Annotated in this window: 21 protein-coding genes; 5 read left to right on the forward strand and 16 right to left on the reverse strand. The window is 67.5% G+C overall.

All coding sequences use genetic code 11. The annotated features are described in order from the left end of the window. Positions 1 to 16 precede the first annotated feature (16 nt). On the forward strand, positions 17 to 439 hold the full coding sequence (hpaR, locus tag M6E97_RS00720; RefSeq protein ID WP_003093470.1) for a homoprotocatechuate degradation operon regulator HpaR: 423 nt from the start codon (positions 17 to 19) through the stop codon (positions 437 to 439). 15 nt (positions 440 to 454) lie between these two features. Here the strand turns inward: hpaR and M6E97_RS00725 are convergent, their stop codons facing one another. From M6E97_RS00725 to ccoG, 4 genes are all read right to left on the reverse strand, one after another. Further along, a complete protein-coding gene (locus M6E97_RS00725; RefSeq protein ID WP_003093468.1) occupies positions 455 to 697 on the reverse strand; it encodes a hypothetical protein in 243 nt (80 codons plus the stop codon). An 83-nt stretch (positions 698 to 780) separates the two neighbouring features. Further along, positions 781 to 2,208 carry a cytochrome-c oxidase, cbb3-type subunit I gene (gene ccoN, locus M6E97_RS00730; protein ID WP_003093467.1) on the reverse strand — a complete coding sequence of 476 codons (1,428 nt, stop codon included), beginning with the start codon at positions 2,206 to 2,208 and terminating at the stop codon, positions 781 to 783. 263 nt (positions 2,209 to 2,471) lie between these two features. Beyond that, the gene (gene mapR, locus M6E97_RS00735; protein WP_003101248.1) at positions 2,472 to 3,887 is read right to left on the reverse strand and encodes a GntR family transcriptional regulator MpaR; all 1,416 of its coding nucleotides are present in this window, start codon (positions 3,885 to 3,887) and stop codon (positions 2,472 to 2,474) included. A gap of 97 nt (positions 3,888 to 3,984) precedes the next feature. Then, positions 3,985 to 5,706, reverse strand: a complete 1,722-nt coding sequence (gene ccoG, locus M6E97_RS00740; RefSeq protein ID WP_079385791.1) for a cytochrome c oxidase accessory protein CcoG — start codon at positions 5,704 to 5,706, stop codon at positions 3,985 to 3,987. A 105-nt stretch (positions 5,707 to 5,811) separates the two neighbouring features. On the opposite strand from ccoG, the gene M6E97_RS00745 reads away from it, so the two are divergent. Beyond that, positions 5,812 to 7,485 carry a nitrite/sulfite reductase gene (locus tag M6E97_RS00745; protein ID WP_003093459.1) on the forward strand — a complete coding sequence of 558 codons (1,674 nt, stop codon included), beginning with the start codon at positions 5,812 to 5,814 and terminating at the stop codon, positions 7,483 to 7,485. After that, positions 7,482 to 7,970 (forward strand): DUF934 domain-containing protein, encoded by a 489-nt coding sequence (locus tag M6E97_RS00750; protein ID WP_003093457.1) that lies wholly within the window; start codon positions 7,482 to 7,484, stop codon positions 7,968 to 7,970. Before M6E97_RS00745 ends, M6E97_RS00750 begins: the two co-directional genes overlap by 4 nt. Positions 7,971 to 8,051: 81 nt before the next feature. On the opposite strand, the gene hpaI is transcribed toward M6E97_RS00750, so the two are convergent. The 8 genes from hpaI to M6E97_RS00790 all read right to left on the reverse strand — a co-directional run bounded on the left by hpaI (position 8,052) and on the right by M6E97_RS00790 (position 15,453). Further along, entirely contained in the window at positions 8,052 to 8,858 is an 807-nt protein-coding gene (hpaI, locus tag M6E97_RS00755; protein ID WP_003110125.1) for a 4-hydroxy-2-oxoheptanedioate aldolase, read from the reverse strand. Between the two features lie 12 nt (positions 8,859 to 8,870). After that, positions 8,871 to 9,674, reverse strand: a complete 804-nt coding sequence (hpaH, locus tag M6E97_RS00760) for a 2-oxo-hept-4-ene-1,7-dioate hydratase (protein ID WP_003101261.1) — start codon at positions 9,672 to 9,674, stop codon at positions 8,871 to 8,873. Between the two features lie 17 nt (positions 9,675 to 9,691). Then, on the reverse strand, positions 9,692 to 10,996 hold the full coding sequence (locus tag M6E97_RS00765) for an MFS transporter (protein WP_003101263.1): 1,305 nt from the start codon (positions 10,994 to 10,996) through the stop codon (positions 9,692 to 9,694). 92 nt (positions 10,997 to 11,088) lie between these two features. Further along, a complete protein-coding gene (locus M6E97_RS00770) occupies positions 11,089 to 11,481 on the reverse strand; it encodes a 5-carboxymethyl-2-hydroxymuconate Delta-isomerase (RefSeq protein ID WP_003093450.1) in 393 nt (130 codons plus the stop codon). A 10-nt stretch (positions 11,482 to 11,491) separates the two neighbouring features. After that, entirely contained in the window at positions 11,492 to 12,415 is a 924-nt protein-coding gene (gene hpaD / locus M6E97_RS00775; RefSeq protein ID WP_003093449.1) for a 3,4-dihydroxyphenylacetate 2,3-dioxygenase, read from the reverse strand. A gap of 131 nt (positions 12,416 to 12,546) precedes the next feature. Then, entirely contained in the window at positions 12,547 to 14,007 is a 1,461-nt protein-coding gene (gene hpaE, locus M6E97_RS00780; RefSeq protein WP_003093448.1) for a 5-carboxymethyl-2-hydroxymuconate semialdehyde dehydrogenase, read from the reverse strand. Continuing rightward, positions 14,004 to 14,783 carry a fumarylacetoacetate hydrolase family protein gene (locus tag M6E97_RS00785; protein WP_003110132.1) on the reverse strand — a complete coding sequence of 260 codons (780 nt, stop codon included), beginning with the start codon at positions 14,781 to 14,783 and terminating at the stop codon, positions 14,004 to 14,006. Before M6E97_RS00785 ends, hpaE begins: the two co-directional genes overlap by 4 nt. Before the next feature lie 10 nt (positions 14,784 to 14,793). After that, positions 14,794 to 15,453: a fumarylacetoacetate hydrolase family protein gene (locus tag M6E97_RS00790; protein WP_003110133.1), complete on the reverse strand. Its 660-nt coding sequence runs from the start codon at positions 15,451 to 15,453 to the stop codon at positions 14,794 to 14,796. A gap of 219 nt (positions 15,454 to 15,672) precedes the next feature. Here M6E97_RS00790 and hpaA point away from each other — a divergent pair, with 219 nt between their 5' ends. Then, positions 15,673 to 16,584, forward strand: a complete 912-nt coding sequence (gene hpaA / locus M6E97_RS00795) for a 4-hydroxyphenylacetate catabolism regulatory protein HpaA (RefSeq protein ID WP_003093443.1) — start codon at positions 15,673 to 15,675, stop codon at positions 16,582 to 16,584. Positions 16,585 to 16,635: 51 nt separating this feature from the next. Next, positions 16,636 to 17,442 carry an aminoglycoside O-phosphotransferase APH(3')-IIb gene (locus tag M6E97_RS00800; protein WP_003113011.1) on the forward strand — a complete coding sequence of 269 codons (807 nt, stop codon included), beginning with the start codon at positions 16,636 to 16,638 and terminating at the stop codon, positions 17,440 to 17,442. A gap of 110 nt (positions 17,443 to 17,552) precedes the next feature. Here the strand turns inward: M6E97_RS00800 and M6E97_RS00805 are convergent, their stop codons facing one another. The 4 genes from M6E97_RS00805 to ppnN form a co-directional block, all read right to left on the reverse strand. Further along, entirely contained in the window at positions 17,553 to 18,122 is a 570-nt protein-coding gene (locus M6E97_RS00805) for a hypothetical protein (protein ID WP_003093439.1), read from the reverse strand. A 77-nt stretch (positions 18,123 to 18,199) separates the two neighbouring features. Further along, positions 18,200 to 20,386 (reverse strand): bacteriophytochrome BphP, encoded by a 2,187-nt coding sequence (gene bphP, locus M6E97_RS00810; protein ID WP_003093437.1) that lies wholly within the window; start codon positions 20,384 to 20,386, stop codon positions 18,200 to 18,202. A 27-nt stretch (positions 20,387 to 20,413) separates the two neighbouring features. After that, positions 20,414 to 21,001, reverse strand: a complete 588-nt coding sequence (locus M6E97_RS00815; RefSeq protein ID WP_003132314.1) for a biliverdin-producing heme oxygenase — start codon at positions 20,999 to 21,001, stop codon at positions 20,414 to 20,416. Between the two features lie 117 nt (positions 21,002 to 21,118). Beyond that, the gene (gene ppnN / locus M6E97_RS00820) at positions 21,119 to 22,504 is read right to left on the reverse strand and encodes a nucleotide 5'-monophosphate nucleosidase PpnN (RefSeq protein WP_003093432.1); all 1,386 of its coding nucleotides are present in this window, start codon (positions 22,502 to 22,504) and stop codon (positions 21,119 to 21,121) included. Positions 22,505 to 22,660 lie beyond the last annotated feature (156 nt).

The raw sequence follows: 22,660 nt of genomic DNA on the forward strand, positions 1-22,660 counted from the left end.
TCCAAGCTCGGACCCTATGTCAACGCCAAGACCCTCCCTGACCCTGACCCTGTTGCAGGCTCGCGAAGCCGCGATGAGTTTCTTCCGTCCCTCCCTCAACCAGCACGGCCTCACCGAGCAGCAGTGGCGGGTGATCCGCATCCTGCGCCAGCAGGGCGAGATGGAGAGCTACCAGTTGGCCAACCAGGCCTGCATCCTGCGCCCGAGCATGACCGGCGTGCTGGCGCGCCTGGAGCGCGACGGCATCGTCCGGCGCTGGAAGGCGCCCAAGGACCAGCGGCGGGTCTACGTGAACCTGACGGAAAAGGGCCAGCAGTGCTTCGTCTCCATGAGCGGCGACATGGAGAAGAACTACCAGCGCATCCAGGAGCGGTTCGGCGAGGAAAAGCTCGCGCAGTTGCTGGAACTGCTCAACGAGCTGAAGAAGATAAAGCCCTGAAGCGACTGGCCGGCGTCATGCCGGCCAATTCTTGTCCCAGTGCCGGCAGTCGCCCTGGCAGCGACCGGGACAGCCGCAGCCGGTGCGGCTCCTGCCGGTTTCCCGCTCGACCCGGCGGGCCACCTCCTCGTCGTCGGCGAACGGCAGCATGCTCGCCTGGTCCAGGGTCTTGGCGTGGCGCAGGCTCCAATGCACGCCGAAGAACAGCACGGCGACCGCCAGCAGCTCCAGCAGGATCTCGCTCCAGCTGAATTCCATGATGATTCTCCTCGTCGGCTGTCGAGCCTTGCCCGCAGCGTGGCGGGCGAGGCTCGGGAAGGGAAGGGACGCGCTGTCGCGGCTCAGGCCATGCGGGCCGCCGCGAGGATTCCTTCCGGGCGCGCCTGGCGTACCGTGCGCCAGGTGTTGTAGCTCATCAGCAGCATGCCGGTGAGGAAGAACCCGCCACCGACCAGGCGCACGATGAAGCCCGGATGGCTGGCCACCAGCGACTCGACGAAGGAGTAGGTCAGCGTGCCGTCCTCGTTGACCGCGCGCCACATCAGGCCCTGGGTGATGCCGTTGACCCACAGCGAGGCGATGTACAGCACGGTGCCGATGGTGGCCAGCCAGAAGTGCGCGTTGATCAGGCCGACGCTGTGCATCTTCTCGACCCCGTAGACCTTGGGAATCAGGTGGTAGAGCGAGCCGATGGTGATCATCGCGACCCAGCCGAGGGCGCCGGCGTGGACGTGGCCGATGGTCCAGTCGGTGTAGTGGGAAAGGGCGTTGACGGTCTTGATCGCCATCATCGGGCCTTCGAAGGTGGACATGCCGTAGAACGCCAGGGACACCACCAGGAAGCGCAGGATCGGGTCGTCGCGCAGCTTATGCCAGGCCCCGGAGAGGGTCATCATGCCGTTGATCATGCCGCCCCAGCTCGGCGCCAGGAGGATCAGCGACATCACCATGCCCAGCGACTGCGCCCAGTCCGGCAGCGCGGTGTAGTGCAGGTGGTGCGGGCCGGCCCAGATGTACAGGGTGATCAGCGCCCAGAAGTGGACGATGGACAGCCGGTAGGAGTAGACCGGGCGCCCGGCTTGCTTGGGCACGAAGTAGTACATCATGCCGAGGAAGCCGGTGGTCAGGAAGAAGCCTACGGCGTTGTGCCCGTACCACCACTGGACCATGGCATCGGTGGCGCCGGAGTACATCGAGTAGGACTTGAACCAGCTCACCGGCAGCGACATATGGTTGACGATGTGCAGCATCGCGGTGGTCAGGATGAACGAGCCGAAGAACCAGTTGCCGACATAGATGTGCTTGACCTTGCGCTTGATCAGGGTGCCGAAGAACACCACCGCGTAGGCGACCCAGACGATCGCCAGCCAGATCGCGCCGGTGAACTCGATCTCGGCGTATTCCTTGGTGGTGGTGTTGCCCAGCGGCAGGCTGACCAGCAGGATCACCGCCACCGCCTGCCAGCCCCAGAAGGTGAAGGCGGCCAGGGTGTCGGAGAACAGGCGTACCTGGCAGGTGCGCTGCACCGTGTAGTAGCTGGTGGCGAACAGCGCGCAGCCGCCGAAGGCGAAGATCACCAGGTTGGTATGCAGCGGCCGCAGGCGGCCGAAGCTGGTCCAGGGCAGGTCGAAGTTCATCTGGGGCCAGACCAGTTGCGAGGCGATCAGTACGCCCAACCCCATGCCGATCACGCCCCATACCACGGTCATGATGGCGAACTGGCGAACCACCTTGTAGTTGTAGGCAGGTTCCGTCGTTGCTTTGTTCATCTGTACAGTCCCGAAAGAAATGAACAGCCGGCGACCGCCGTCGAGGGGGGAGACGGGGCGCCAGCCGGAGCCTGCAATCTAAGGGCTGGGGCGGGGGTAAAACAGCTTCAGGTCGATATGGAATTTGGGTATCAGATGGGGCAGGGGAAGGCGTTCGTGCAGGGCGGCGGCGCATACCGGGATGGGGGACGCGAGCCGATCATGGCGGATGACCGCGCGCGGTTATCCGCCCTACGCCGGGGTGGCTTTCCGTCTGCGGGGCGTCAACCCGCCAGCGACTGGGCGATCCGCCCGAGGGTCTCCATCGCCTTCTCCTGCCGCGCGCTCCACGGGTGCCCGTAGTTGAGCCGGGCGCAATGGGCGAAGCGGCGGGTGGCGGAGAAGATCGGCCCCGGGGCGAGGCTGATGCCCTGGGCCAGGGCCAGTTGGAACAGGCGCAGCGAGTCGACCGCCTCGGGCAACTCCAGCCAGAGGAAGTAGCCGCCGCTGGGACGGCTGACCCGGGTCTGCTCGGGGAAGTAACGCGCCACCGCCGCGAGCATGGCGTTCTGCTGGGTCTCCAGGGCGTAGCGCAGCTTGCGCAGGTGGCGGTCGTAGCCGCCGTGCTGGAGATAGTCGGCGATGGCCGCCTGGGCCGGGATCGACGCCGACAGGCTGGTCATCAGCTTCAGTCGCTCGATCTGCTCGGCGTAGCGTCCGCCGGCCACCCAGCCGACCCGGTAGCCCGGCGCCAGGCTCTTGGAGAAGGAACTGCAGTGCATCACCAGGCCTTCCTGGTCGTAGGCCTTGACCGGTTTCGGCGCCTGCTGGCCGAAGTACAGTTCGGCGTACACGTCGTCCTCGATCATCGGCACCTGGTGGCGCGCCAGCAGCTCGGCGAGGGCGCGTTTCTTCTCGTCGTCCATGCTCGCGCCCATCGGGTTCTGGAAGTTGCTCATGAACCAGCAGGCCTTGATCGGCAGGCGCTCCAGGCTGTCGGCGAGCACTTCCAGGTCGATGCCTTCGCGCGGATGCACGGGGATTTCCACCGCCTTCAGCTTCAACCGTTCCAGCACCTGCAGGGTGGCGTAGAACGCCGGCGCCTCGATGGCCACCAGGTCGCCGGGACGGGTGACCACCTGCAGGCAGAGGTTGAGTGCCTCCAGCGCGCCGTTGCTGATGACCAGTTCTTCCACCGGCAGCAGCAGGCCGCCGACCATGTAGCGCAGGGCGATCTGCCGGCGCAGGCCATGGTTGCCCGGCGTCATGTCGGCGACCACCGACTGCGGATCCATGTCGCGCACCGCATGGGCCATCGAGCGCGCCAGGCGCGGCAGGGGAAACAGTTGCGGGCTGGGGAACGCCGAGCCGAAGGGCACGGTGTCCGGGTCCTTGATCGAACTGAGTACGGAGAACACCAGCTCGCTGACGTCGACCTCGGTGGCGTCGGCCTGGCGCGGGCTGATCTCCGGCTCCGGCAGCGGCCGCTGCACGTGCTGGCAGACGAAGTAGCCGGAGCGTGCGCGGGCCATGATCAGCCCACGGCTTTCCAGCAGGTAGTAGGCCTGGAACACGGTGGAAGCGCTGACCCCGTAGGTACGGCTGGCGTGCCGTACCGAGGGCACCTTCTGCCCGGGGGCGAGGACGCCGGTGCGGATCAGCTCGGCAATCTCGTCGGCGAATTTCTCGTAGCGCTTCATCTTGTCCTGGCCGCTGTCCTGGCTGGCCGTGGGCACGGCCGCTGGCGCCCACTCTATGCGCGCCGGGACCGTGTTGTCATGCCTCATCGCGGCCTCCTCAGCGCGCCGGCGAAACGAAGGTGCTGGTGCTGCCGACCGCCAGGCTCGGGTCGTCGATGCCGCGCAGGCTGAACGCCAGCGGTTGCGAGCCGGCCCTGGCGCGTTCGGCGATAGAGGCCACCGACACCGGGAAGTCGAGGATCTCGCCGGGCTTCAGGCTCAGGGTGTGCTCGCCCTGCAGGCGGAACTCCGGTGCGTCGTCGAGTTGCAGGCGATAGCGCTGCGGCTGCTGGGTCTTGTTGATGACCTTGAGGGTGTAGATGTTCTCGATCTGCCCGGCGGCGTTCTCGCGGAACAGCCCACGGTCGCGGGTCACGTCCAGCGAGGCCAGCGGGCGGGCATCCAGGGCGACGACGAAGGCGCCGATCATCGCCAGCATCACCGCCGCGTAGCCGACCAGGCGTGGACGCAGGAAACGGGTCTGGCCACCTTCCAGGGCGCGTTCCGAGGTGTAGCGCACCAGGCCGCGTTCATAGCCCATCTTGTCCATGATCGAGTCGCAGGCGTCGACGCAGGCGGCGCAGCCGATGCAGGCGATCTGCAGGCCGTCGCGGATGTCGATGCCGGTGGGGCAGACCTGCACGCACTGCTGGCAATCGATGCAGTCGCCGAGCCCCTGGGCGCGCGGATCGCTGCCTTTCTTGCGGGCGCCGCGGGATTCGCCGCGGGCGGCGTCGTAGGACACGATCAGGGTGTCCTTGTCGAACATCACGCTCTGGAAGCGCGAGTAGGGGCACATGTGGATGCACACCTGCTCGCGCAGCCAGCCGGCGTTGACATAGGTGGCGGCGGTGAAGAACAGCACCCAGAACAGGCTTTCCAGGTCCAGCTGGAAGCTGAACAGGTCGGCCACCAGCGGTCGCACCGGAGTGAAGTAGCCGATGAAGGTGACCGCCGTGACCAGGCTCACACCCAGCCACAGCGCGTGCTTGGCCGTCTTGCGCAAGAGCTTGGCGGCGCTCGCCGGACCCTGGTCGAGCTTGATCCGCGCGTTGCGGTCGCCCTCGGTGACCTTCTCGCACCACATGAACACCCAGGTCCATACGCTCTGCGGGCAGGTATAGCCGCACCAGACGCGGCCGGCGAACACGGTGATGAAGAACAGGCCGAAGGCGGCGATGATCAGCAGCGCCGAAAGCAGGATGAAGTCCTGCGGCCAGAAGGTCGCGCCGAAAATGTAGAACTTGCGCTCGGGCAGGTCCCAGAGCACCGCCTGGCGGCCGTTCCAGTTCAGCCACAGGGTGCCGAAGAACAGCAGGAACAGCAGGCCGCCGCCGAGGCGGCGGAAGTTGCGGAACAGACCGGTGAAGCTGCGGGTGTAGATCGGGCCGTTCACCGCCGACGGCAGCTTGCCGGGCGCGGGCGGCTGTTTCGACGGAGCGGCCGGTACGGCGGGCTCGACCTGGATAGCGGGAATTCTTTCGCTCATTTTTCGTAGGCCCATCAGGCTGGAGAGGCGGTTGCGACTATAGGAACCGGCTGATGGGCGAAACAGCGGCAGATCGAGCGGGAAAAACCATATCAGATGCCTCCGGAAAGCAGCGGCCCAGCATTGCCGCGGGTTACCGGGCGTCCTCCGGCAGTACAGATATGCACCCCGTGGCAACCGGTCGCAGGCGGCGCGAATTCGCCGTCGTCGGCCATCTGATGTGTTTTTTTCGGCGGAATCTGCCGCTGTTTCGCTGTCTGTACGCGGGCGATAGTGGGTGCCAGTGAACACCGGCCCATCCTGTCGCCAGAAACAGGGGCGCAGCCGGTCCCCGGTTTCTTCGCCACCCACCCTGCCCGTCATCGGTGGAGAAACCCTGTCGATGAGGGCTTTGCGATGTACCAGTACGACGAATACGACCAGGCGCTGGTGAGCGAGCGGGTGGCGCAGTTCCGCGACCAGATCGCCCGCCGCCTCGACGGCGAACTGAGCGAGGAGGAGTTCCTCCCGCTGCGCCTGCAGAACGGCCTGTACCTGCAGAAGCACGCCTACATGCTGCGCGTGGCGATTCCCTACGGCACCCTCTCGTCGCCGCAACTGCGCGCGCTGGCGCATGTCGCCCGGCACTACGACCGCGGCTACGGGCACTTCACCACGCGGCAGAACATCCAGTTCAACTGGATCGAACTGGAGCAGGTCGGCGACATCCTCGAACACCTCGCCGGCGCGCAGATGCATGCGATCCAGACCTCCGGCAACTGCGTGCGCAACATCACCACCGAAGCCTTCGCCGGGGTCGCCGCGGACGAATGGACCGACCCCCGGCCGCTGGCCGAGATCCTGCGCCAGTGGTCGACGGTGAACCCGGAGTTCCTGTTCCTCCCGCGCAAGTTCAAGATCGCCCTCAGTTCGGCGGTGGAAGACCGCGCCGCGGTGCAGATGCACGACATCGGCCTGTACCTTTACCGCCACCCCGACGCCGGCGGGTTGCGCCTGCGGGTCTTGGTCGGCGGTGGCCTGGGACGCACGCCGATGCTCGGCCAGGTGATCCGCGACGACCTGCCCTGGCAGCACCTGCTGTCCTACGTCGAGGCGATCCTGCGGGTCTACAACCGCCACGGCCGGCGCGACAACAAGTACAAGGCGCGGATCAAGATCCTGGTCAAGGCGCTGGGCATCGAGGCTTTCGCCCGCGAGGTGGAGGAAGAGTGGCAGCACCTGCGCGACGGCCCGGCACAACTGACTGCCGAGGAGTGCCAGCGGGTCGCCGAGCGCTTCGTATTGCCGCGCTACCTGCCGCCGGCCGGCGGCGAGCTGGCCTACGGCAGCGCCCGTGCGGTCGATCCGGCCTTCGCCCGCTGGGCCTCGCGCAACGTCCAGGCGCACAAGGTGCCGGGCTACGCCTCGGTGGTGCTGTCGACCAAGCCCGGCGCCAGCGCGCCGCCGGGCGACGTCACCGCGGAGCAGATGGAACGCGTCGCCGACTGGGCCGAGCGCTACGGTTTCGGCGAGATCCGCGTGGCCCACGAACAGAACCTGGTGCTCCCCGACGTGCGCCTGGAGAACCTCCACGCGCTGTGGCGCGAGGCCTGCGCAGCCGGCCTCGGCACGCCTAACCAGGGCCTGCTCAGCGACATCATCGCCTGTCCCGGCGGCGACTACTGCGCGCTGGCCAACGCCAAGTCGATCCCCATCGCCCAGGGCATCCAGCAGCGCTTCGAGGACCTCGACCACCTGCACGACATCGGCGAGCTGAGCCTGAACATCTCCGGCTGCATGAACGCCTGCGGCCACCACCACATCGGCAACATCGGCATCCTCGGCGTCGACAAGAACGGCAGCGAGTGGTACCAGGTCACCCTCGGCGGCGCCCAGGGCAAGGACAGCGCGCTGGGCAAGGTGATCGGGCCATCGTTCAGCGCCGCCGAGGTGCCGGCGGTGATCGAACGGATCGTCGAAACCTTCACCGACCTGCGGGTCGGCCCGGAACGTTTCATCGACACCTTCAACCGGGTCGGCCTGGAGCCGTTCAAGGCCCGGGTCTACGCCAGGATGGAGGAACCGGCATGAACAACCTGATCCGTTTGCGCGATGGCGTCGCCGAGGTCTGCCGCGACGATCCCTGGCAACTCCTGCGCGAGTTGCCCGACGCGTTGCCGCCGGGGCCGTTGCTGCTGCCTCTGGCGGCCTGGCTGGAGCGCCGCGGCGAGGCCGGAGCCGCCGCGCCCTGGCTGGCGCCGGACGATGAGGTGGAGGCCTTGCTGCCGCACTTCGCCGAGCTGCCGCTGATCGCCGTCGACTTCCCCAGCTTCCGCGATGGGCGTGGCTACAGCCTGGCCTACCTGCTGCGCGTGCGCCTGGGCTGGAGCGGCGAGTTGCGCGCAGTGGGCGACGTGTTGCGCGACCAGCTCAGCCATATGCGCCAGTGCGGCTTCGATGCCTTCGCGGTGCGCGAGGACAAGAACGTCGAGGACGCGCTCAAGGGGCTGGCGGGTTTGAGCGTGCTCTACGGCCGCTCGGCGATCGAGCCGCGACCGTTGTTCCGCCGACGCTAGGCATACGCCCCCGGACCGACGCCGATACCTGCCGCAACGCCGACCTGGCCCCTCTCCCGCAGCGGGAGCGAGGCGCGCCCCTCAGCCGTAGATCGAGGAACTGGCGGACGGCGCCGTCGCGCCGCCCTTGAAGCGCCCCGCCAGCTCGCGCAGCGAACGCATCAGCAGGCTGGTGTCCACGCCCACCGCGACGAACGCGCAGCCCAGCTCCAGGTAGCGCCGCGCCAGCGCCTCGTCGGCGGAGAGGATGCCGGCGGCCTTGCCGGCCGCGCGGATGCGGCGGATGGCGTCCTCGATGGCCGCCTGCACCTCGGGATGGCCGGGATTGCCGCGATGGCCCATGGCTGCGCTGAGGTCGGCCGGACCGATGAACACGCCGTCGACACCCTCGACAGCGGCGATCGCGTCGAGGTTGGCCAGGCCCTCCAGGTTTTCCACCTGGACCAGCAGGCACATCTGCTCGTCGGCGTGGTCCAGGTATTCCGCCACGCTGTTCCAGCGCGAGGCCCGGGCCAGCGCACTGCCGACCCCGCGCACGCCCGCCGGCGGATAGCGCACGGCGCGCACCAGGCCTTCGGCCTGGGCGGCGCTGTCGACCATCGGTACCAGCAGGGTCTGTGCGCCGATGTCGAGCAATTGCTTGATCAGCGCGGTGTCGCCCTGCACCGGGCGGATCACCGGCTGGCCGGGGTAGGGCGCCAGCGCCTGCAACTGGCCGAGCAGGCTGCGCAGGTCGTTGGGCGCGTGCTCGCCGTCCAGCAGCAGCCAGTCGAAGCCGGCGTTGGCGGCCAGCTCCGCGCAGTAGGGATCGGCCAGGCCGAGCCACAGGCCGATCTGCGCCTCGCCGCTGCGCAGGCGTTGCTTGAAGCGATTGACGGGCAGGTCCATGGAAATACCTCCTCAGACGAAACGGCAGGAGATGCTGCCGAGCAGGTCGTAGTCGACGTGGAAGGTGTCCCCCGGCGCGGCCGCCACCGGGCGGGTGAAGGAGCCGCCGAGGATCACCTGGCCGGCCTCCAGGCAGACGCCGTAGGGCGCCAGCTTGTTGGCCAGCCAGGCGACGCCCTTGGCCGGGTGGTTGAGCACCGCGGCGGAGACGCCAGACTCCTCGATCACGCCATTGCGGTAGAGGATCGCCGGTACCCGTCGCAGGTCGATATCACCTGGCCGCACGGCCCGGCCGCCCATCACCACGCCGGCGTTGGCGGCGTTGTCGGAGATGGTGTCGAAGACCTTGCGCGTGACTTTCGTTTGCGGGTCGACCTGCTGGATGCGCGCATCGATGATCTCCAGCGCCGGGATCACCCACTCGGTGGCCTCGAGCACGTCGAACAGGGTGCAGCCCGGTCCCTTCAGCGGCTTGCCGAGGATGAACGCCAGCTCCACCTCGACCCGCGGCACGATGAAGCGCTGGAAGGGGATGTCGCTGCCTTCCTCGAAGAACATGTCGTCGAGCAAGGCGCCGTAGTCCGGTTCGCTGATGTTCGACGAGACCTGCATGGCGCGCGAGGTCAGGCCGATCTTGTGGCCCTTGAGCACGCGCCCGTCGGCGATCTTGCGCTCGACCCAGGCGCGCTGGATGGCGTAGGCGTCCTCGATGGCGATGTCCGGGTAGTCGAGGGAGAACTGCCTTACCTGCTGGCGCGAGCGTTCGGCGGCGTCGAGGCGGTTGGCGGCTTCCTGGATCAGGCGGGGATCGAGCATGGTCGGGGTCTCTCGGTTCAGCGTGGGTTGACCACGGCGGCGGGGGTCCGCAGGACCAGGCCGGCGCCGAGGGCGATGAGGATGGCCAGCAGGTACAGGGCCAGGCTGGCGCTCTGGGTGGTGTCGCGCATCCAGCCGATCAGGTAGGGCGCGAGGAAGGCGGCGATGCTGCCGAAGGAACTGATCAGGGCGATTCCGGCGGCCAGGGTGGCGCTGGAAAGGAAGGCTGGCGGCAATTGCCAGAACATCGGCAGGGCGGCGCTGGCGCCCATCCCGGCGATCACCAGGCCGCCCATCACCAGCCAGGCGCTGGTCGGCGCCAGGGCCGCCAGGCTGAGCCCGGCGGCGGCCATCAGCAACGGAATGCCGAGGTGCCAGCGGCGCTCGCGCAGGCGGTCGGAGGAACGGCCGATGAAGATCATGAAGGCGCAGCCGGCGAGATAGGGCACCGCGCTGAGCATGCCGATGCGGCTGTCCTGGGCGATGCCGGCGCCGTGGATCAGGCTCGGCATCCAGAACGCGATGGTGTTCACCGCCAGCATCACCGCGAAATAGATCGCCACCAGCAGCCACACCTGCGGATTGCTGAAGATGCCGGAGAAGGAGGTGATGGTCTTGCGCTGCTCCTCGCCGGCCAGTTCCTCGCGCAGCAGGTGCTTCTGTTCGTCGCTGAGCCACGTCACCCGTTCGAAGCTTTCCGGCAGCGAGCACCAGACCACCACGCCGAGCAACACAACCGGCAGGCCTTCGATCAGGAACATCCACTGCCAGCCGCGCAGTCCGAGGGCGTCATGGAAGCCTTCTAGGATCCAGCCCGAAAGCGGTCCGCCGATCACCCCGGCCATGGGCACGGCGATGGCGAACAGGGCGGTGATCTGCCCGCGTCGGCGCGCCGGGAACCAACGGTTCAGGTAGACCAGGATACCGGGGAAGAAGCCGGCCTCGGCGACCCCCAGAAGAAAGCGCAGCAGGTAGAAGCCGCGTGCGGTCTCCACCAGCAGCATGGCGGTGGAGAGACAGCCCCAGACCAGCATCAGGCAGGCGATCCAGCGGCGCGGGCCGATCCGTTCCAGCATCAGGTTGCTGGGCAGGCCGAACAGCGCATAGGCGATGAAGAATAGCCCGGCGCCGAGACCGTAGACGGTGTCGCTGAAGTGCAGGTCGGCGCTCATCTGCAATTTGGCGAAACCGATGTTGATGCGGTCCAGATGGGCGAAGACGTAGCACACCAGCAGCAGCGGCATCAGCCGCCAGGTGACGCGGTCGTGGGTGCTGTCGCTGAGAGGCAGGGTGGTGCTGTTCAGGGTGCTGGCTGTGCTCATGATCTTGTACTTTTTGTGAGCGCCCGGACGTCCCGGCGACCTGTCGGTGGCCGGGAGGCGAGCTGGGTGAGTGCAGCGTTATGGCGGGCCGGTCAGTCCGCCGGGTTGTTCAGGAATTCATGCACGTTGTTGCGCTTGTAGTTCAGCTCCGCGTCCAGTTCGGTGAGTTCGAAGGACAGCGCCAGCAGGCGTCGCGCCTGGAGCTCGGCGAAGTGCGCGGTGATCACCTCGAAAAGTGCCTCGGCGACTTGCCGGCGAGTCTCCAGGTCGCGACCGGCGCCGACTTTCAGGGTCATGTGGACGAAGGCGTAGTCGTGCTTGCCGTCGGCCATGCGCCAGGTGTCCAGGCGCACGCCGCGGCTGCGGATGCCGCCGAGCGGGAAAACGCCGCTGGCGCCAAGGCAGGCGTGGACCTTCTCGAACAGGCCGGGCAGGTCGGCTTCGGCTTCGATGTTGTCGGTGTATTCGGCGATGAAGTGCGGCATGGTGGCGTCCTCAGAGGCGGCTGGCGCAACTGGCGCCGGCCGGGTTGCCGGCTTGGGCGGCGGGGATCGCCGAGCCGTCCTGGGCGGTGACCGGGAATACCGCGTTGATCTGCCCGGTGCCGGAGGAGCCGAAGTAGGGCGTCACCACCTCCGCCTTGCCGTCGTAGGCCGACCAGCCGAGGGCGCCGAGGAGCATCGCGGTGTCGTGCATGAAGCCTTCGCCATGGCCCTTGGAGGCGTACTCCGGGAGCATCCCGCAGAATTCCGCCCAGCGGCCTTCCTGCCACATCTGCACGACTTCATGGTCGAGGACCTCGAGGAACGGGCTCCAGATGCGGTCGGAGAAGTCCGGCGCCTGGCCGTTCTGGGCGAAGCGGTGGGACAGCGAGCCGCTGGCGAGGAACGCCACCGTGCCGTCGTAGTGCTCTTCCACCGCCTTGCGCATGGCCCAGCCCAGGCGCGCGCTGTCGTTCAGGTAATGCACGGTGCACAGGGCGGAGACCGAGACCACCTTGAAGTGGCGGTCCTGGTTCATGTAGCGCATCGGTACCAGGGTGCCGTACTCCGGGCCGAGGGTGGTGGCGTCGTGGGCCAGGGTCTCCACGCCGAGCGCGTTGCAGCCCTCGGCGAGGATGCGGCCCAGCTCCGGGTTGCCGGGGAAGCCGTACTCCATGTTGGCGATGAAGTGCGGCAGCTCGTTGCTGGTGTAGAGCCCCTCGAAGTGCGGCGCGCAGTTGATGTGGTAGCCGGCGTTGACCAGCCAGTGGGTGTCGAACACCACGATGGTGTCGACCCCCAGTTCGCGGCAGCGCCGGCCGATCTCGCGGTGCCCGTCGATCGCCGGCTGGCGGCAGCCGTGGCGCGGGCCGGGCAGCTCGGACAGGTACAGCGAGGGTACGTGGGTGATCTTGGCAGCCAGAGCGACTTTGCCCATGACGATTCTCCTGGTGGCCCGTTGGGCCTGGCAGCGGGCGCGGCCGTTGGCGGCTGGCCCGGATTCTTCTGATTGTGTCTGCACGCCGGCGCTGCTGGCGGCCTCGGGCGGCCGCTCTGCACGAGCGCGCCCTACACGCCCCAGCGGGGGATGTGATGGCTGCCCATGGATATACACACGTTCTTGATCTCGGCGAATACCTCGAAGCTGTATTCCCCGCCTTCGCGTCCGGTGCCCGAGGCCTTCACCCCGCCGAACGGCTGGCGCAGGTCACGCACGTTCTGGCTGTTGATGAAGACCATCCCGGCCTCGATGCCGCGTGCCAGGCGATGGGCCTTGCCGATGTCCTGGGTCCAGATGTAGGAGGCCAGGCCGTATTCCACGTCGTTGGCCAGGCGCAGCGCCTCGGCTTCGTCCTTGAACGGGATCAGGCAGACCACCGGGCCGAAGATCTCCTCCTGGGCGATGCGCATGCGGTTGTCCACGTCGGCGAACACCGTGGGCTGGATGAACTGCCCCTTGCTCAGGTGCGCCGGCAGGCCGGTCGGACGCTCCAGGCCGCCGGCCACCAGGGTGGCGCCTTCCTCGAGGCCGATGCGGATGTAGCCGGTGACCTTGTCGTAGTGGGCCTGGGTGATCATCGAGCCGACCTGGGTCTTCGGGTCCTGCGGATCGCCGACGATCAGGCGCCTGGCGCGCGCGGCGAACTCGGCGACGAACTGCGGGTAGACGCTTTCCTGGACGAAGATGCGACTGCCGGCGGTGCAGCGCTCGCCGTTCAGCGAGAAGATGGTGAACAGCGCGGCGTCCAGCGCCCGCTCGAGGTCGGCGTCTTCGAAGACCAGCACCGGCGACTTGCCGCCCAGTTCCATCGAGTACTTCTTGATCCCGGCCGCCTCCATGATTCGTCGCCCCGTGGCGGTGCCGCCGGTGAAGGACACCGCGCGCACGTCGCGGTGGCGGACCAGCGCGTCACCGGCGCTGGCGCCGTAGCCCTGGACCACGTTGAACACCCCCGGCGGAATGCCCGCCTCGTGCACCAGGCGGCCCAGCTCGTTGGCGGTCAGCGGCGACAGCTCGGACATCTTCAGCACCGCCGTGTTGCCCAGCGCCAGGCACGGCGCGGTCTTCCAGGTGGCGGTCATGAACGGTACGTTCCACGGCGAGACCAGGCCACAGACGCCCACCGGCTGGTACAGGGTGTAGTTGAGCATCTGGTCGTCGACCGGATAGCTGTGCCCGTTCATCCGCGTGCAGACTTCGGCGAAGAACTCGAAGTTGTGCGAGGCGCGCGGGATCAGCACGTTCTTCGTCTGGTGGATCGGCAGGCCGGTGTCGAGGGTCTCAAGTTCCGCCAGGTGCGGCACGTTCCGGTCGATCAGCTCGCCGAGCCGGCGCATCAGGCGCGCGCGCTCCTTGGCCGGGGTATTGGCCCATTTCGGGAAGGCTTCCCGGGCCGCCGCCACCGCCGCGTCGATTTCCGCCGCGCCGCCGCTGGCGACCTCGCCGATCAGCTCGCCGGTGGCCGGGTTGTAGTTCTCGAAGACGTCCTTGCTTTCGACCTCGCGGCCATTGATCCAGTGTTTGATCATTCTGCGTGCTCCTGTGCGCGGGCGCGGAAGAATTCGGCCTCGCTGACGATTCGGTTGACCAGGCGACCGACGCCTTCCACCTCCACCACCACTTCGTCGCCGGGGACCACGTCGGACAGGCCTTCCGGGGTGCCGGTGGCGATCATGTCGCCCGGCTGCAGGGTCATGAAGCTGGAGAAGTATTCGATCAGGTAGGGGATGTCGAAGATCATGTCCGCGGTGCTGCCTTCCTGGCGCAGCTCGCCGTTGACCCAGGTGCGCAGGGTCAGCCGGTTCGGCTCGGGAACCTCGGCCGCGTCGACGATCCACGGCCCCACCGGGGTGGTGGCGTCGCGGTTCTTCACCCGCAGGTTGGGCCGGTAGTAGTTCTCCAGGTAGTCGCGGATCGCGTAGTCGTTGCACACCGTGTAGCCGGCCAGGTAGCCGAGGGCGTCCTCGCGGCGGACGTTGCGCGCCGGCTTGCCGATCACTGCCACCAGTTCGCACTCGTAGTGCATGTAGTCGACGTTGTCCGGACGCCAGCTGACCTGGCGGTGGCCGGTGTAGGTGCCCGGCGACTTGATGAACGCCAGCGGTTCGCTGGGCGCCTTGAACGACAGTTCGGCGGCATGGTCGGCGTAGTTCAGGCCGAGGGCGAACATGCTCCCGGTGGCCGGCGGCAGCCACTCCACCCGGTCCTCGGCGAGCAGGGTGCCGTCGGCCAGGCGGACGGCGTTGGCGTCTTCCACGGTGACCTGGTGAACCCGGCCCTGGTAGCGGATGCGTGCGTGTTTCATGGTCGGTTCCTCATTCCGCGACGATGCTGTTGGCGAGGCGGCCGAGGCCGTCGATCTCGACCTCGACGCGGTCGCCGGGATGCACGTCGACGCGCCCTTCGGGGGTGCCGGTGATCAGCACGTCGCCGGCGTGCAGGGTCATGAACTCGCTGATCTCGGCGATCAGCCGCGGGATGTCGCGCACCAGGTTGGCGGTGTTGTTGCGCTGGCGCAGTTCGCCGTTGACGTACAGCTTCAGCTCCAGCGCATGGGGATCGGCGATCTCCTGCGTCGGCACCAGTTGCGGACCGAACGGGCAGAAGCCGTCGCGGCACTTGGCTTTCACCGCCGGGCGGTAGTAGCTGTCTTCCGGCAGGCTGAACTCGTTGACGATCACGTAGCCGGCGACATGCGCCATGGCCTCTTCCTCCTTCACCCGGCTGGCGTCGCGAGCGATCACCACGCCCAGCGCCGGACCCGGTTGCAGGCGCTCGACGCCGCGCGGGAAGAGCACCGGGGCGTCGTGCTCGTTGCGGGTATTCGGTGTCTTGATGAACAACACCGGCTTCACCGGCGGCTTCTGGTAGGGCGGCTGCTGGAACTCCGGCAGGCGGCTGTCGAGCAGGCCCTTGTAGTTCAGCGCGACGCCGAACAGGGTGCCGGCGGCGACGTCATTCAGTGCGCGGCTCATTGTGGTGGTGTCTCCTGGCGCGATAAGCGAACGGCGAGGGGGCCGTCCTGGCGAAAACTCGTTAATGTGTTAACGTTATATTTAACATGTTAATGATCGTCAACCCCGGCTGCTGCGCCATTCGTCCCGGGGAGGTGGCAAGAGGCGCCGTCTGCGGTATACGGATGCCCGCGACGGCTTGCGTGCGCAGCCGGGAAGAACAACAAAGAGAAGATCGCCATGCCAGAGCGCCAGCCGATCCCCAACATCAACATTGGGCAGGTCTACGACCAGCGCTATGCCGACGCCGAGGTGCACTACGATGCGCTGGGCAACCTGGCCGGATTCTTCGGCCGTAACATGCCGGCGCACCGGCACGACCGTTTCTTCCAGGTGCACTACGTGAAGAACGGCGCGGTGCGGGTCTATCTCGACGAGCGCCAGTACCTGGAGTCGGGGCCGATGTTCTTCCTCACCCCGCCGACCGTGCCGCACGCCTTCGTCACCGAGGCGGACGCCGATGGCCATGTGCTGACCGTGCGCCAGCAACTGGTGTGGAGCCTCACCGAGGCCGAGCCGGGCCTGGCGCCCGGCCCGCAGGTGGCGCCGGCCTGCGTGGCGCTGGGCAACCTGGAGGGCGGCGCGGCCGAGGAGGCGGCGCGCCTGGCGCTGCTCTTCGAGCAGTTGCGCAGCGAGTCGATGGCCAGCCGTCCCGGCCGCCAGCAGACGCTGCTGGCGCTGACCCGCCTGGTCATGATCAGCCTGCTGCGTCTCTCGGCCAATTCGGTGGCTGCGCGGCCGATGCGCCACGAAGACCTGCAGATCTTCCAGCGCTTCAACGCGCTGATCGAGGAGCGCTATGCCGAGCACTGGCCGCTGTCGCTCTACGCCAGCCGGATCGGCGTCACCGAGGCGCGCCTCAACGACGTCTGCCGGCGCATCGCCGACCTGCCGTCGAAGCGCCTGGTGTACGAACGGCTTATGCAGGAGTCCAAGCGCCTGCTGCTGTTCACCGGCGGCTCGGTGAACGAGATCTGCTACCAGCTCGGCTTCAAGGACCCGGCCTACTTCAGTCGTTTCTTCGTGCGTTACGCGGGGCTCACCCCCAGCGCTTACCGCCAGCGACAGGCCGACGGGGAGTCCCGTCGCTGAGCGGGTGGGCGGGTATACTCGCGCTCCCACTCGAACAGGAAGCGTTTCTCCATGCATGATGCAGCCACCTCCATGCCGCCGCAGGCTCCCTCAACCTGGGCCGACTACCTTGCCGGCTACCGCTGGCGAGGGCAGGGCGAAGGATGTTCCGCGGCCACGGTCCACCGCCTGGAGGCTGCGCGGCGGCCGACCCTGTTCGTCAAGCAGGAAGTGCTGTCCGCACATGCCGAGCTGCCCGCCGAAATCGCCCGCCTGCGCTGGCTGCACGGTGCCGGCATCGATTGCCCGCAGGTGCTGAACGAAACCCAGAGCGACGGCCGGCAATGGCTGCTGATGAGCGCAGTGCCGGGGGACACGCTGTCCGCGCTGGCGCAGCGCGGCGAGCTGGAGCCCGAGCGCCTGGTGCGCCTGGTGGCCGCCGCCCTGCGCCGGCTGCACGATCTCGATCCGGCCGCCTGTCCCTTCGACCATCGCCTGGAACGGCGTCTGGACACCGTGCGCCAGCGGGTCGAGGCCGGGCTGGTGGACGAGGCGGACTTCGACGACGACCATCGCGGTCGCAGCGCCACGGAGCTGTACCGCCTGCTGCTCGACCGGCGTCCGGCGGTCGAAGACCTGGTGGTCGCCCATGGCGACGCCTGCCTGCCAAATCTGCTGGCGGAGGGGCGGCGCTTCAGCGGCTTCATCGATTGCGGGCGGCTCGGCGTCGCCGACCGGCACCAGGACCTGGCCCTGGCCGCGCGGGACATCGAGGCCGAACTCGGCGCGGCCTGGGCCGAGGCCTTCCTCGTCGAATACGGCGGCGATATCGACGGCGAACGGCTGGCGTACTTCAGGCTATTGGACGAGTTCTTCTAGAGTAGGGCCGGTTCGGATCCGGTGCGGATTCGGCCTGTCTTTGCACGGAAACGGGGTACGACGGCACCCGCCATCGCGTCTTTTCTTGACTGCTCCGTAGAGTCGCCGGCTCAGTTCAGCCGGTACTGCGCCAGTTCCTTCGCCGAAAGCACGCGCATCCGTTTGGGATCGGTGCTTTGCATGGCCTGTACCAAGGTGCTGGGGATATCCATTTCGCGGAAGTAGGCGGCGGAGTCGTAGCGCATGCCGTTGGCCGAGCGCGAGTGCAGCGAGTCGCCGTGGGCGTAGTAGGGACGGTGCAGGCCGACGTAGCCGCGTACGGTCTTGCGCTTGCCGGCCGCCAGCAGGTAGACGCAGGTGCCCTGGCAGACGCTGCTCGACGGCACCAGCGCGTCGAAGCCGGATTCGCGCAGCAGGCGGCCCATGCGGATCGCCTCCGGCACGCTGCCGCCGATGCTGTTCAGCAGGAGCAGCTTACGCGAATAGGTTCCCGGATTGTTGCGCAAACCCTTGAGCAGCGTCTCGTAGTCGCCCGGCGCGATCTCCTCCGAGACGCGGACCGTCAGCACCCGCCCCATGCTCTTGTGTTGCAGCGAATGCACTTCGACCCTGGCCAGTGCGGGAGTCGCGCAGAACACGGCGAGGCAGGCGAGGACGGTCCGGAGGCGGAGGCGGGGCATGGAACGGGGCGATCCTGTCAGACGGCGATGGCTGCCGAAGATACCTGCAAGCGTTGCATTGTGCACGGTCCTCGTCGTCAGGACGAGGAGCCGGTCTCCGCCTGGCGCACCGGCAGGCGCAGGCAGAAGGTGATGACGTCGTCGCGGCAGTCCACGTCGATACGTCCCTGGTGGGCCTGGGCGATGGCCTGGGAGATGTACAGGCCGATACCGAGGCCGTTGCGGTTGCGCTGGTTGTCCGCCGACTCGCGCTTGAACGGTTCGAACAGGTTGGCCAGCTGCGCTTCGGAGAGGCCGCTGGTTTCGTTGAGCACGCTCAGGCACACCTCGTCGCCCTGGCGGGTCAGGGTGACCAGCACCGGCCGGCCGGGCAGGCCGTGATGACGGGCGTTGCTCAGCAGGTTGGCGGCGACCTGGGCGTAGCGGTCCGGGTCGACCACGGCACGAACCTGCGGGTCGATGGCGATCTCGATCACCAGGCCGGGATAGGCGACGTCGGTTTCGCAGACGATCTGCTGCACCAGTTGCGAGACGTCGGTGTCGACCGGGTTCACGGTGAGGCCGATGCCCGATTGCAGGCGGCTCATGTCGAGGATCTGGCTGACCAGCCGTTCCATGCGGCTGCTGGACGCGGAAATGTGTTGGCGCAGTTCGGTGGTGCGGGTGTCGCTGGAGGACAGCAGGGCCGCCGCCATGGAGATCGACTGCAACGGGTTGCGCAGGTCGTGGCCGAGCACCGCGATCAGGCGCTGGCGCATGCGGTCGACCTCGGCCGCATGGTTGAGGCACAGTTCCATCAGGTCCAGGCGCAGCTTTTCGGCGATCGCCAGGTCGGTTTCGCTCCAGGGCGTGGAGTGGCCGCGGACCACTTCCTCCCAGGCCTCGAACGAGCCGCGCGGGGTCAGCCGCGGGCCGGAGGGGCCGATGGTCAACAGCTTTTCCGGCTTGCCGCCCCAGCGGATGCGGTGCACTTCCTCGTGGCGGAACCAGAAGATCCAGCCCGATTCCTGGCGGTGGAAACGGATCGCCAGCACACCGCAGCAGTCGCCGCCGTCCGGTGAGTCCTCGCTGGGCTGCGGCCAGTTGTCGGTGTGGTAGATGTCCCGTTCCGGGTCGCGCTGCAGGCGTTGCAGGACATTCCCGGCCTGGCGCTCGAAGTCGCCGCGGATGCTCAGGGTGCGGCCGCCGAGCATGACCAGGGCGCCGTCGCAGGGAATCAGTGCGGCGATGCCATCGTCCGGGTGGGCCAGTGCGCCGAACAGGTCGTCGGCGTCCCGCGCGCGGCGAGCCAGGGCCAGCCTGCGCTCGGTGGACACGCGCAGCAGTTCGGCGATACGCCCCTGCTCCAGGCGCTCGACGATGGCGCTGCAGACCTGGGAGAAGATCTGGAACGACATGCGCACCGGGTAGGGAATCAGTTTGGGCGACATGTGATGGCAGGAGAACAGTCCCCAGAGCTTGCCGCCGACCACGATGGAGATGCTCATCGAGGCGCGCACGCCCATGTTGGTCAGGTATTCGCAGTGGATCGGCGAAACGCTGCGCAGCACGCTGTAGCTGAGATCGAACGATTCGTTGGTCTCCGGGTTCAGCGCGGGAAACACGCGCATCGGCGTATAGGCCACGTCGGCGATCAGCCTGATCGGGTTCTGGATGTACAGGCGACGCGCCTGGGCCGGGATGTCCGAGGCCGGGTAGCGTTGCCCCAGGTAGCTTTCGAGGTCTTCGCGACGGCTCTCGGCGACCACCTCGCCGGAGTCGTCATGACGGAAACGGTAGGCCATCACCCGGTCGTAGCCGGTCATCCGGCGCAGTTCGTCGGTGACGTTGCTGAGCAGGCTGGCGGTGTCGTTGTGCAACTGGACCTGGGCGATGATGCGCTGGGCGTTGAGGGTGAAGGAGGTGATCGACAGCGTGTCCGCGGTGCGGATCTCGAACTCCAGGTAGAACACTTCCTTGTAGCTGTGGCCGATCACGTCGAACAGGTGTTCGCCGATCCGCGTCTCGACGCTGTTCGACCATGGGCCGTTGCCGGTCAGTCCCTCTTCGAGCATGCGCAGGACCTCCGGCCCCACCTGCTCCTGCGTCAGGTAGGAACCCGGCGAGGCGACGAAACCCAGTAGCGCCTGGATGTTCTCGCTTGCCGCGAGGACCATGCCGTCCGCGCGCAGGGCGATCAGCGCCCCGTGCGGCTGGATCGCGCCAGGCACGTGGATGGGTTCGTCCTCGCAGTTCGCCAGGGTAACCGGGGTGATGCTCGTCATCTATCGTCCAGCCTGGTCTCCAGGCAGTCAGGCTTCGTCGAGAACCCATCGACGAAACGAAAGGAATGTAGCCTGTGCCGCATCCTGCGCAAGGCCGATGGCTTCGGGGCTGTCGATCTGCCGGGCGAGCTGTTCGAGAAACTCCTGCCAGCGCACCCCGGTTGCCTGGCCGTAGCCCCGCAACCACTGTAGCGGCAGACCGGGCAGGCGTGGAGCTAGTCGTTTGTAGAGATACGCGCCGCCCAGCGTCGCGCCTTCCATCACGTAGGCCACCCCGAAGACCTCCGCGGCCCGTGTCGCATTCGGCAGGTCGGCGCAGCGCGGTAGCGCCTCCACCTGCGCGCGGCTCATGCCGCCGGCCAGCAGGTCGCTTTCCAGCCAGGCGCTCTTGACCAGCCGCGCGTCGGCCCGCAGCGCCGCCGGCCAGCCGCTGCGGTTGTCGCGCAGCGCGCGCTCCAGAGGCTCCAGCCAGCCAAGGATGCGTCCGGCATGGTCGAGGTAGGCGCGGTCGTCGAGATCGTCGTCGCCCAACGGCGAACGGCGGTCCAGTTCTGCGTGCAGGTCACGGGTGGCGTCGCGGAGTGCGGCGAGGGCTGGCGATGGAGATGGGGACATGAGGTCAGGGCCAGCGATTCGAGGCATGAACGGAAAAGAGTAGCAGGAAGCCGTACGCCCGGCTCGGAATAAATGGGCATCCCCGCGCGCGGCGCAGGGATGCCGGAGCGGGCGCGCTCAGGCCGCCTCGGTCTGCACCACCCGGTAGCAGGGGACGTAGGCCGCGCCGCCGGGCAGCTTCATCCGGTGCTGCTTGACGAAGGCCTGCAGCAGGCGGTCCAGCGGCAGCATCACCGCCGGGTCGCCGTGGATCTCGTAGGGCCCGTATTGCTCGATCATGCGGATGCCGTTGTCCTTGACGTTGCCGGCGACGATCCCGGAAAACGCGCGGCGCAGGTTGGCCGCCAACTCGTGGGGCGGCAGGCTGCGGCTGAGCTGGAGGCTGGCCATGTTCTCGTGGGTCGGCTCGAACGGGCGCTGGAAGCTTTCATCGATCTTCAGCATCCAGTTGAAGTGGAAGGCGTCGTTGCGCTCGCGGCGGAACTGCTTCACTTCCTTCAGGCCCTGGGCCATCTGCTTGGCCACCTCGGCCGGGTCGTCGATGACGATCCGGTAGTGGCGCTGCGCCGCATGGCCGAGGGTCGCCCCGACGAATTCATGGAGCTGCTGCAGGTAGGCTTCGGCGCTGCGGGGACCGGTGAGGATGACCGGGAAGGGCAGGTCCTGGTTGTCCGGGTGCATGAGGATGCCCAGCAGGTAGAGGAACTCCTCCGCGGTCCCGGCGCCGCCGGGGAAGATGATGACCCCGTGGCCGACGCGGACGAAGGCTTCCAGGCGCTTCTCGATGTCCGGCAGGATCACTAGTTCGTTGACGATCGGGTTCGGCGCCTCGGCGGCGATGATCCCCGGCTCGGTCAGGCCCAGGTAGCGGCCGCCGACGATGCGCTGCTTGGCGTGGCTGATGGTGGCGCCCTTCATCGGCCCCTTCATCACCCCCGGTCCGCAGCCGGTGCAGACATCCAGGCTGCGCAGGCCGAGTTCGTGGCCGACCCTCTTGGTGTACTTGTATTCCTCGCTGCTGATCGAGTGGCCGCCCCAGCACACGACGATCTTCGGCTCGACGCCGGGGCGCAGCGTACGGGCGTTGCGCAGCAGCTGGAAGACGTAGTCGGTGAGGCCCTGGGAGCTGTCCAGGTCGACGTGCTGGCTGTCCAGCCCGCTCTGGGTGTAGACGATGTCGCGCAGGGCGCTGAACAGCATCTCGCGGGTGCTGGCGATCATCTCGCCATCGACGAAGGCGTCGGCCGGCGCGTTGATCAGTTCCAGGCGCACGCCGCGGTCCTGCTGGTGGATACGCACCTCGAAGTCCTTGTAGGCGTCGAGGATGGTCTTGGCGTTGTCGCTGTGGGCGCCGGTATTGAGGATCGCCAGGGCGCACTGGCGGAACAGTTGGTAGGTCTTGCCGTTGGCGGTTTCGCTCAGTTGTTGCACTTCGCGTTGGGAGAGGGTTTCCAGCGTGCCTTTCGGACTGACCGAGGCGTTGATCACAGGGCGATGGGACATGTGCGATTCCATGCAGGGGACGCGGCGGCGTAGAAGAACCGCCGCATCCGGATAAGGGAGCGCCGGGCAGGTTGCGTGCCGGGGGAGAGGGCGATCAGCCGTCGGAGTGGGGCGACGAGGCAACCGTGCGCTGGGGCTTGGCTCCAGGGTCTTGGT

The sequence above is a fragment of the Pseudomonas sp. B111 genome (genome assembly GCF_026428275.1).
Lineage (GTDB): Bacteria > Pseudomonadota > Gammaproteobacteria > Pseudomonadales > Pseudomonadaceae > Pseudomonas > Pseudomonas aeruginosa.

What these genes read in the sequence shown, in the direction of transcription:
- mapR (WP_003101248.1), bottom strand. Translation starts at nt 3,887, where the DNA reads ATGAAGCGCTACGAGAAATTCGCCGACGAGATTGCCGAGCTGATCCGC.
- M6E97_RS00770 (WP_003093450.1), bottom strand. Translation starts at nt 11,481, where the DNA reads ATGCCGCACTTCATCGCCGAATACACCGACAACATCGAAGCCGAAGCC.
- M6E97_RS00725 (WP_003093468.1), bottom strand. Translation starts at nt 697, where the DNA reads ATGGAATTCAGCTGGAGCGAGATCCTGCTGGAGCTGCTGGCGGTCGCC.
- hpaD (WP_003093449.1), bottom strand. Translation starts at nt 12,415, where the DNA reads ATGGGCAAAGTCGCTCTGGCTGCCAAGATCACCCACGTACCCTCGCTG.
- M6E97_RS00800 (WP_003113011.1), top strand. Translation starts at nt 16,636, where the DNA reads ATGCATGATGCAGCCACCTCCATGCCGCCGCAGGCTCCCTCAACCTGG.
- ppnN (WP_003093432.1), bottom strand. Translation starts at nt 22,504, where the DNA reads ATGTCCCATCGCCCTGTGATCAACGCCTCGGTCAGTCCGAAAGGCACG.
- M6E97_RS00805 (WP_003093439.1), bottom strand. Translation starts at nt 18,122, where the DNA reads ATGCCCCGCCTCCGCCTCCGGACCGTCCTCGCCTGCCTCGCCGTGTTC.
- hpaR (WP_003093470.1), top strand. Translation starts at nt 17, where the DNA reads ATGTCAACGCCAAGACCCTCCCTGACCCTGACCCTGTTGCAGGCTCGC.
- M6E97_RS00750 (WP_003093457.1), top strand. Translation starts at nt 7,482, where the DNA reads ATGAACAACCTGATCCGTTTGCGCGATGGCGTCGCCGAGGTCTGCCGC.
- M6E97_RS00785 (WP_003110132.1), bottom strand. Translation starts at nt 14,783, where the DNA reads ATGAAACACGCACGCATCCGCTACCAGGGCCGGGTTCACCAGGTCACC.
- hpaI (WP_003110125.1), bottom strand. Translation starts at nt 8,858, where the DNA reads ATGGACCTGCCCGTCAATCGCTTCAAGCAACGCCTGCGCAGCGGCGAG.
- ccoN (WP_003093467.1), bottom strand. Translation starts at nt 2,208, where the DNA reads ATGAACAAAGCAACGACGGAACCTGCCTACAACTACAAGGTGGTTCGC.
- M6E97_RS00745 (WP_003093459.1), top strand. Translation starts at nt 5,812, where the DNA reads ATGTACCAGTACGACGAATACGACCAGGCGCTGGTGAGCGAGCGGGTG.
- hpaA (WP_003093443.1), top strand. Translation starts at nt 15,673, where the DNA reads ATGCCAGAGCGCCAGCCGATCCCCAACATCAACATTGGGCAGGTCTAC.
- hpaE (WP_003093448.1), bottom strand. Translation starts at nt 14,007, where the DNA reads ATGATCAAACACTGGATCAATGGCCGCGAGGTCGAAAGCAAGGACGTC.
- M6E97_RS00765 (WP_003101263.1), bottom strand. Translation starts at nt 10,996, where the DNA reads ATGAGCACAGCCAGCACCCTGAACAGCACCACCCTGCCTCTCAGCGAC.
- M6E97_RS00790 (WP_003110133.1), bottom strand. Translation starts at nt 15,453, where the DNA reads ATGAGCCGCGCACTGAATGACGTCGCCGCCGGCACCCTGTTCGGCGTC.
- hpaH (WP_003101261.1), bottom strand. Translation starts at nt 9,674, where the DNA reads ATGCTCGATCCCCGCCTGATCCAGGAAGCCGCCAACCGCCTCGACGCC.
- bphP (WP_003093437.1), bottom strand. Translation starts at nt 20,386, where the DNA reads ATGACGAGCATCACCCCGGTTACCCTGGCGAACTGCGAGGACGAACCC.
- M6E97_RS00815 (WP_003132314.1), bottom strand. Translation starts at nt 21,001, where the DNA reads ATGTCCCCATCTCCATCGCCAGCCCTCGCCGCACTCCGCGACGCCACC.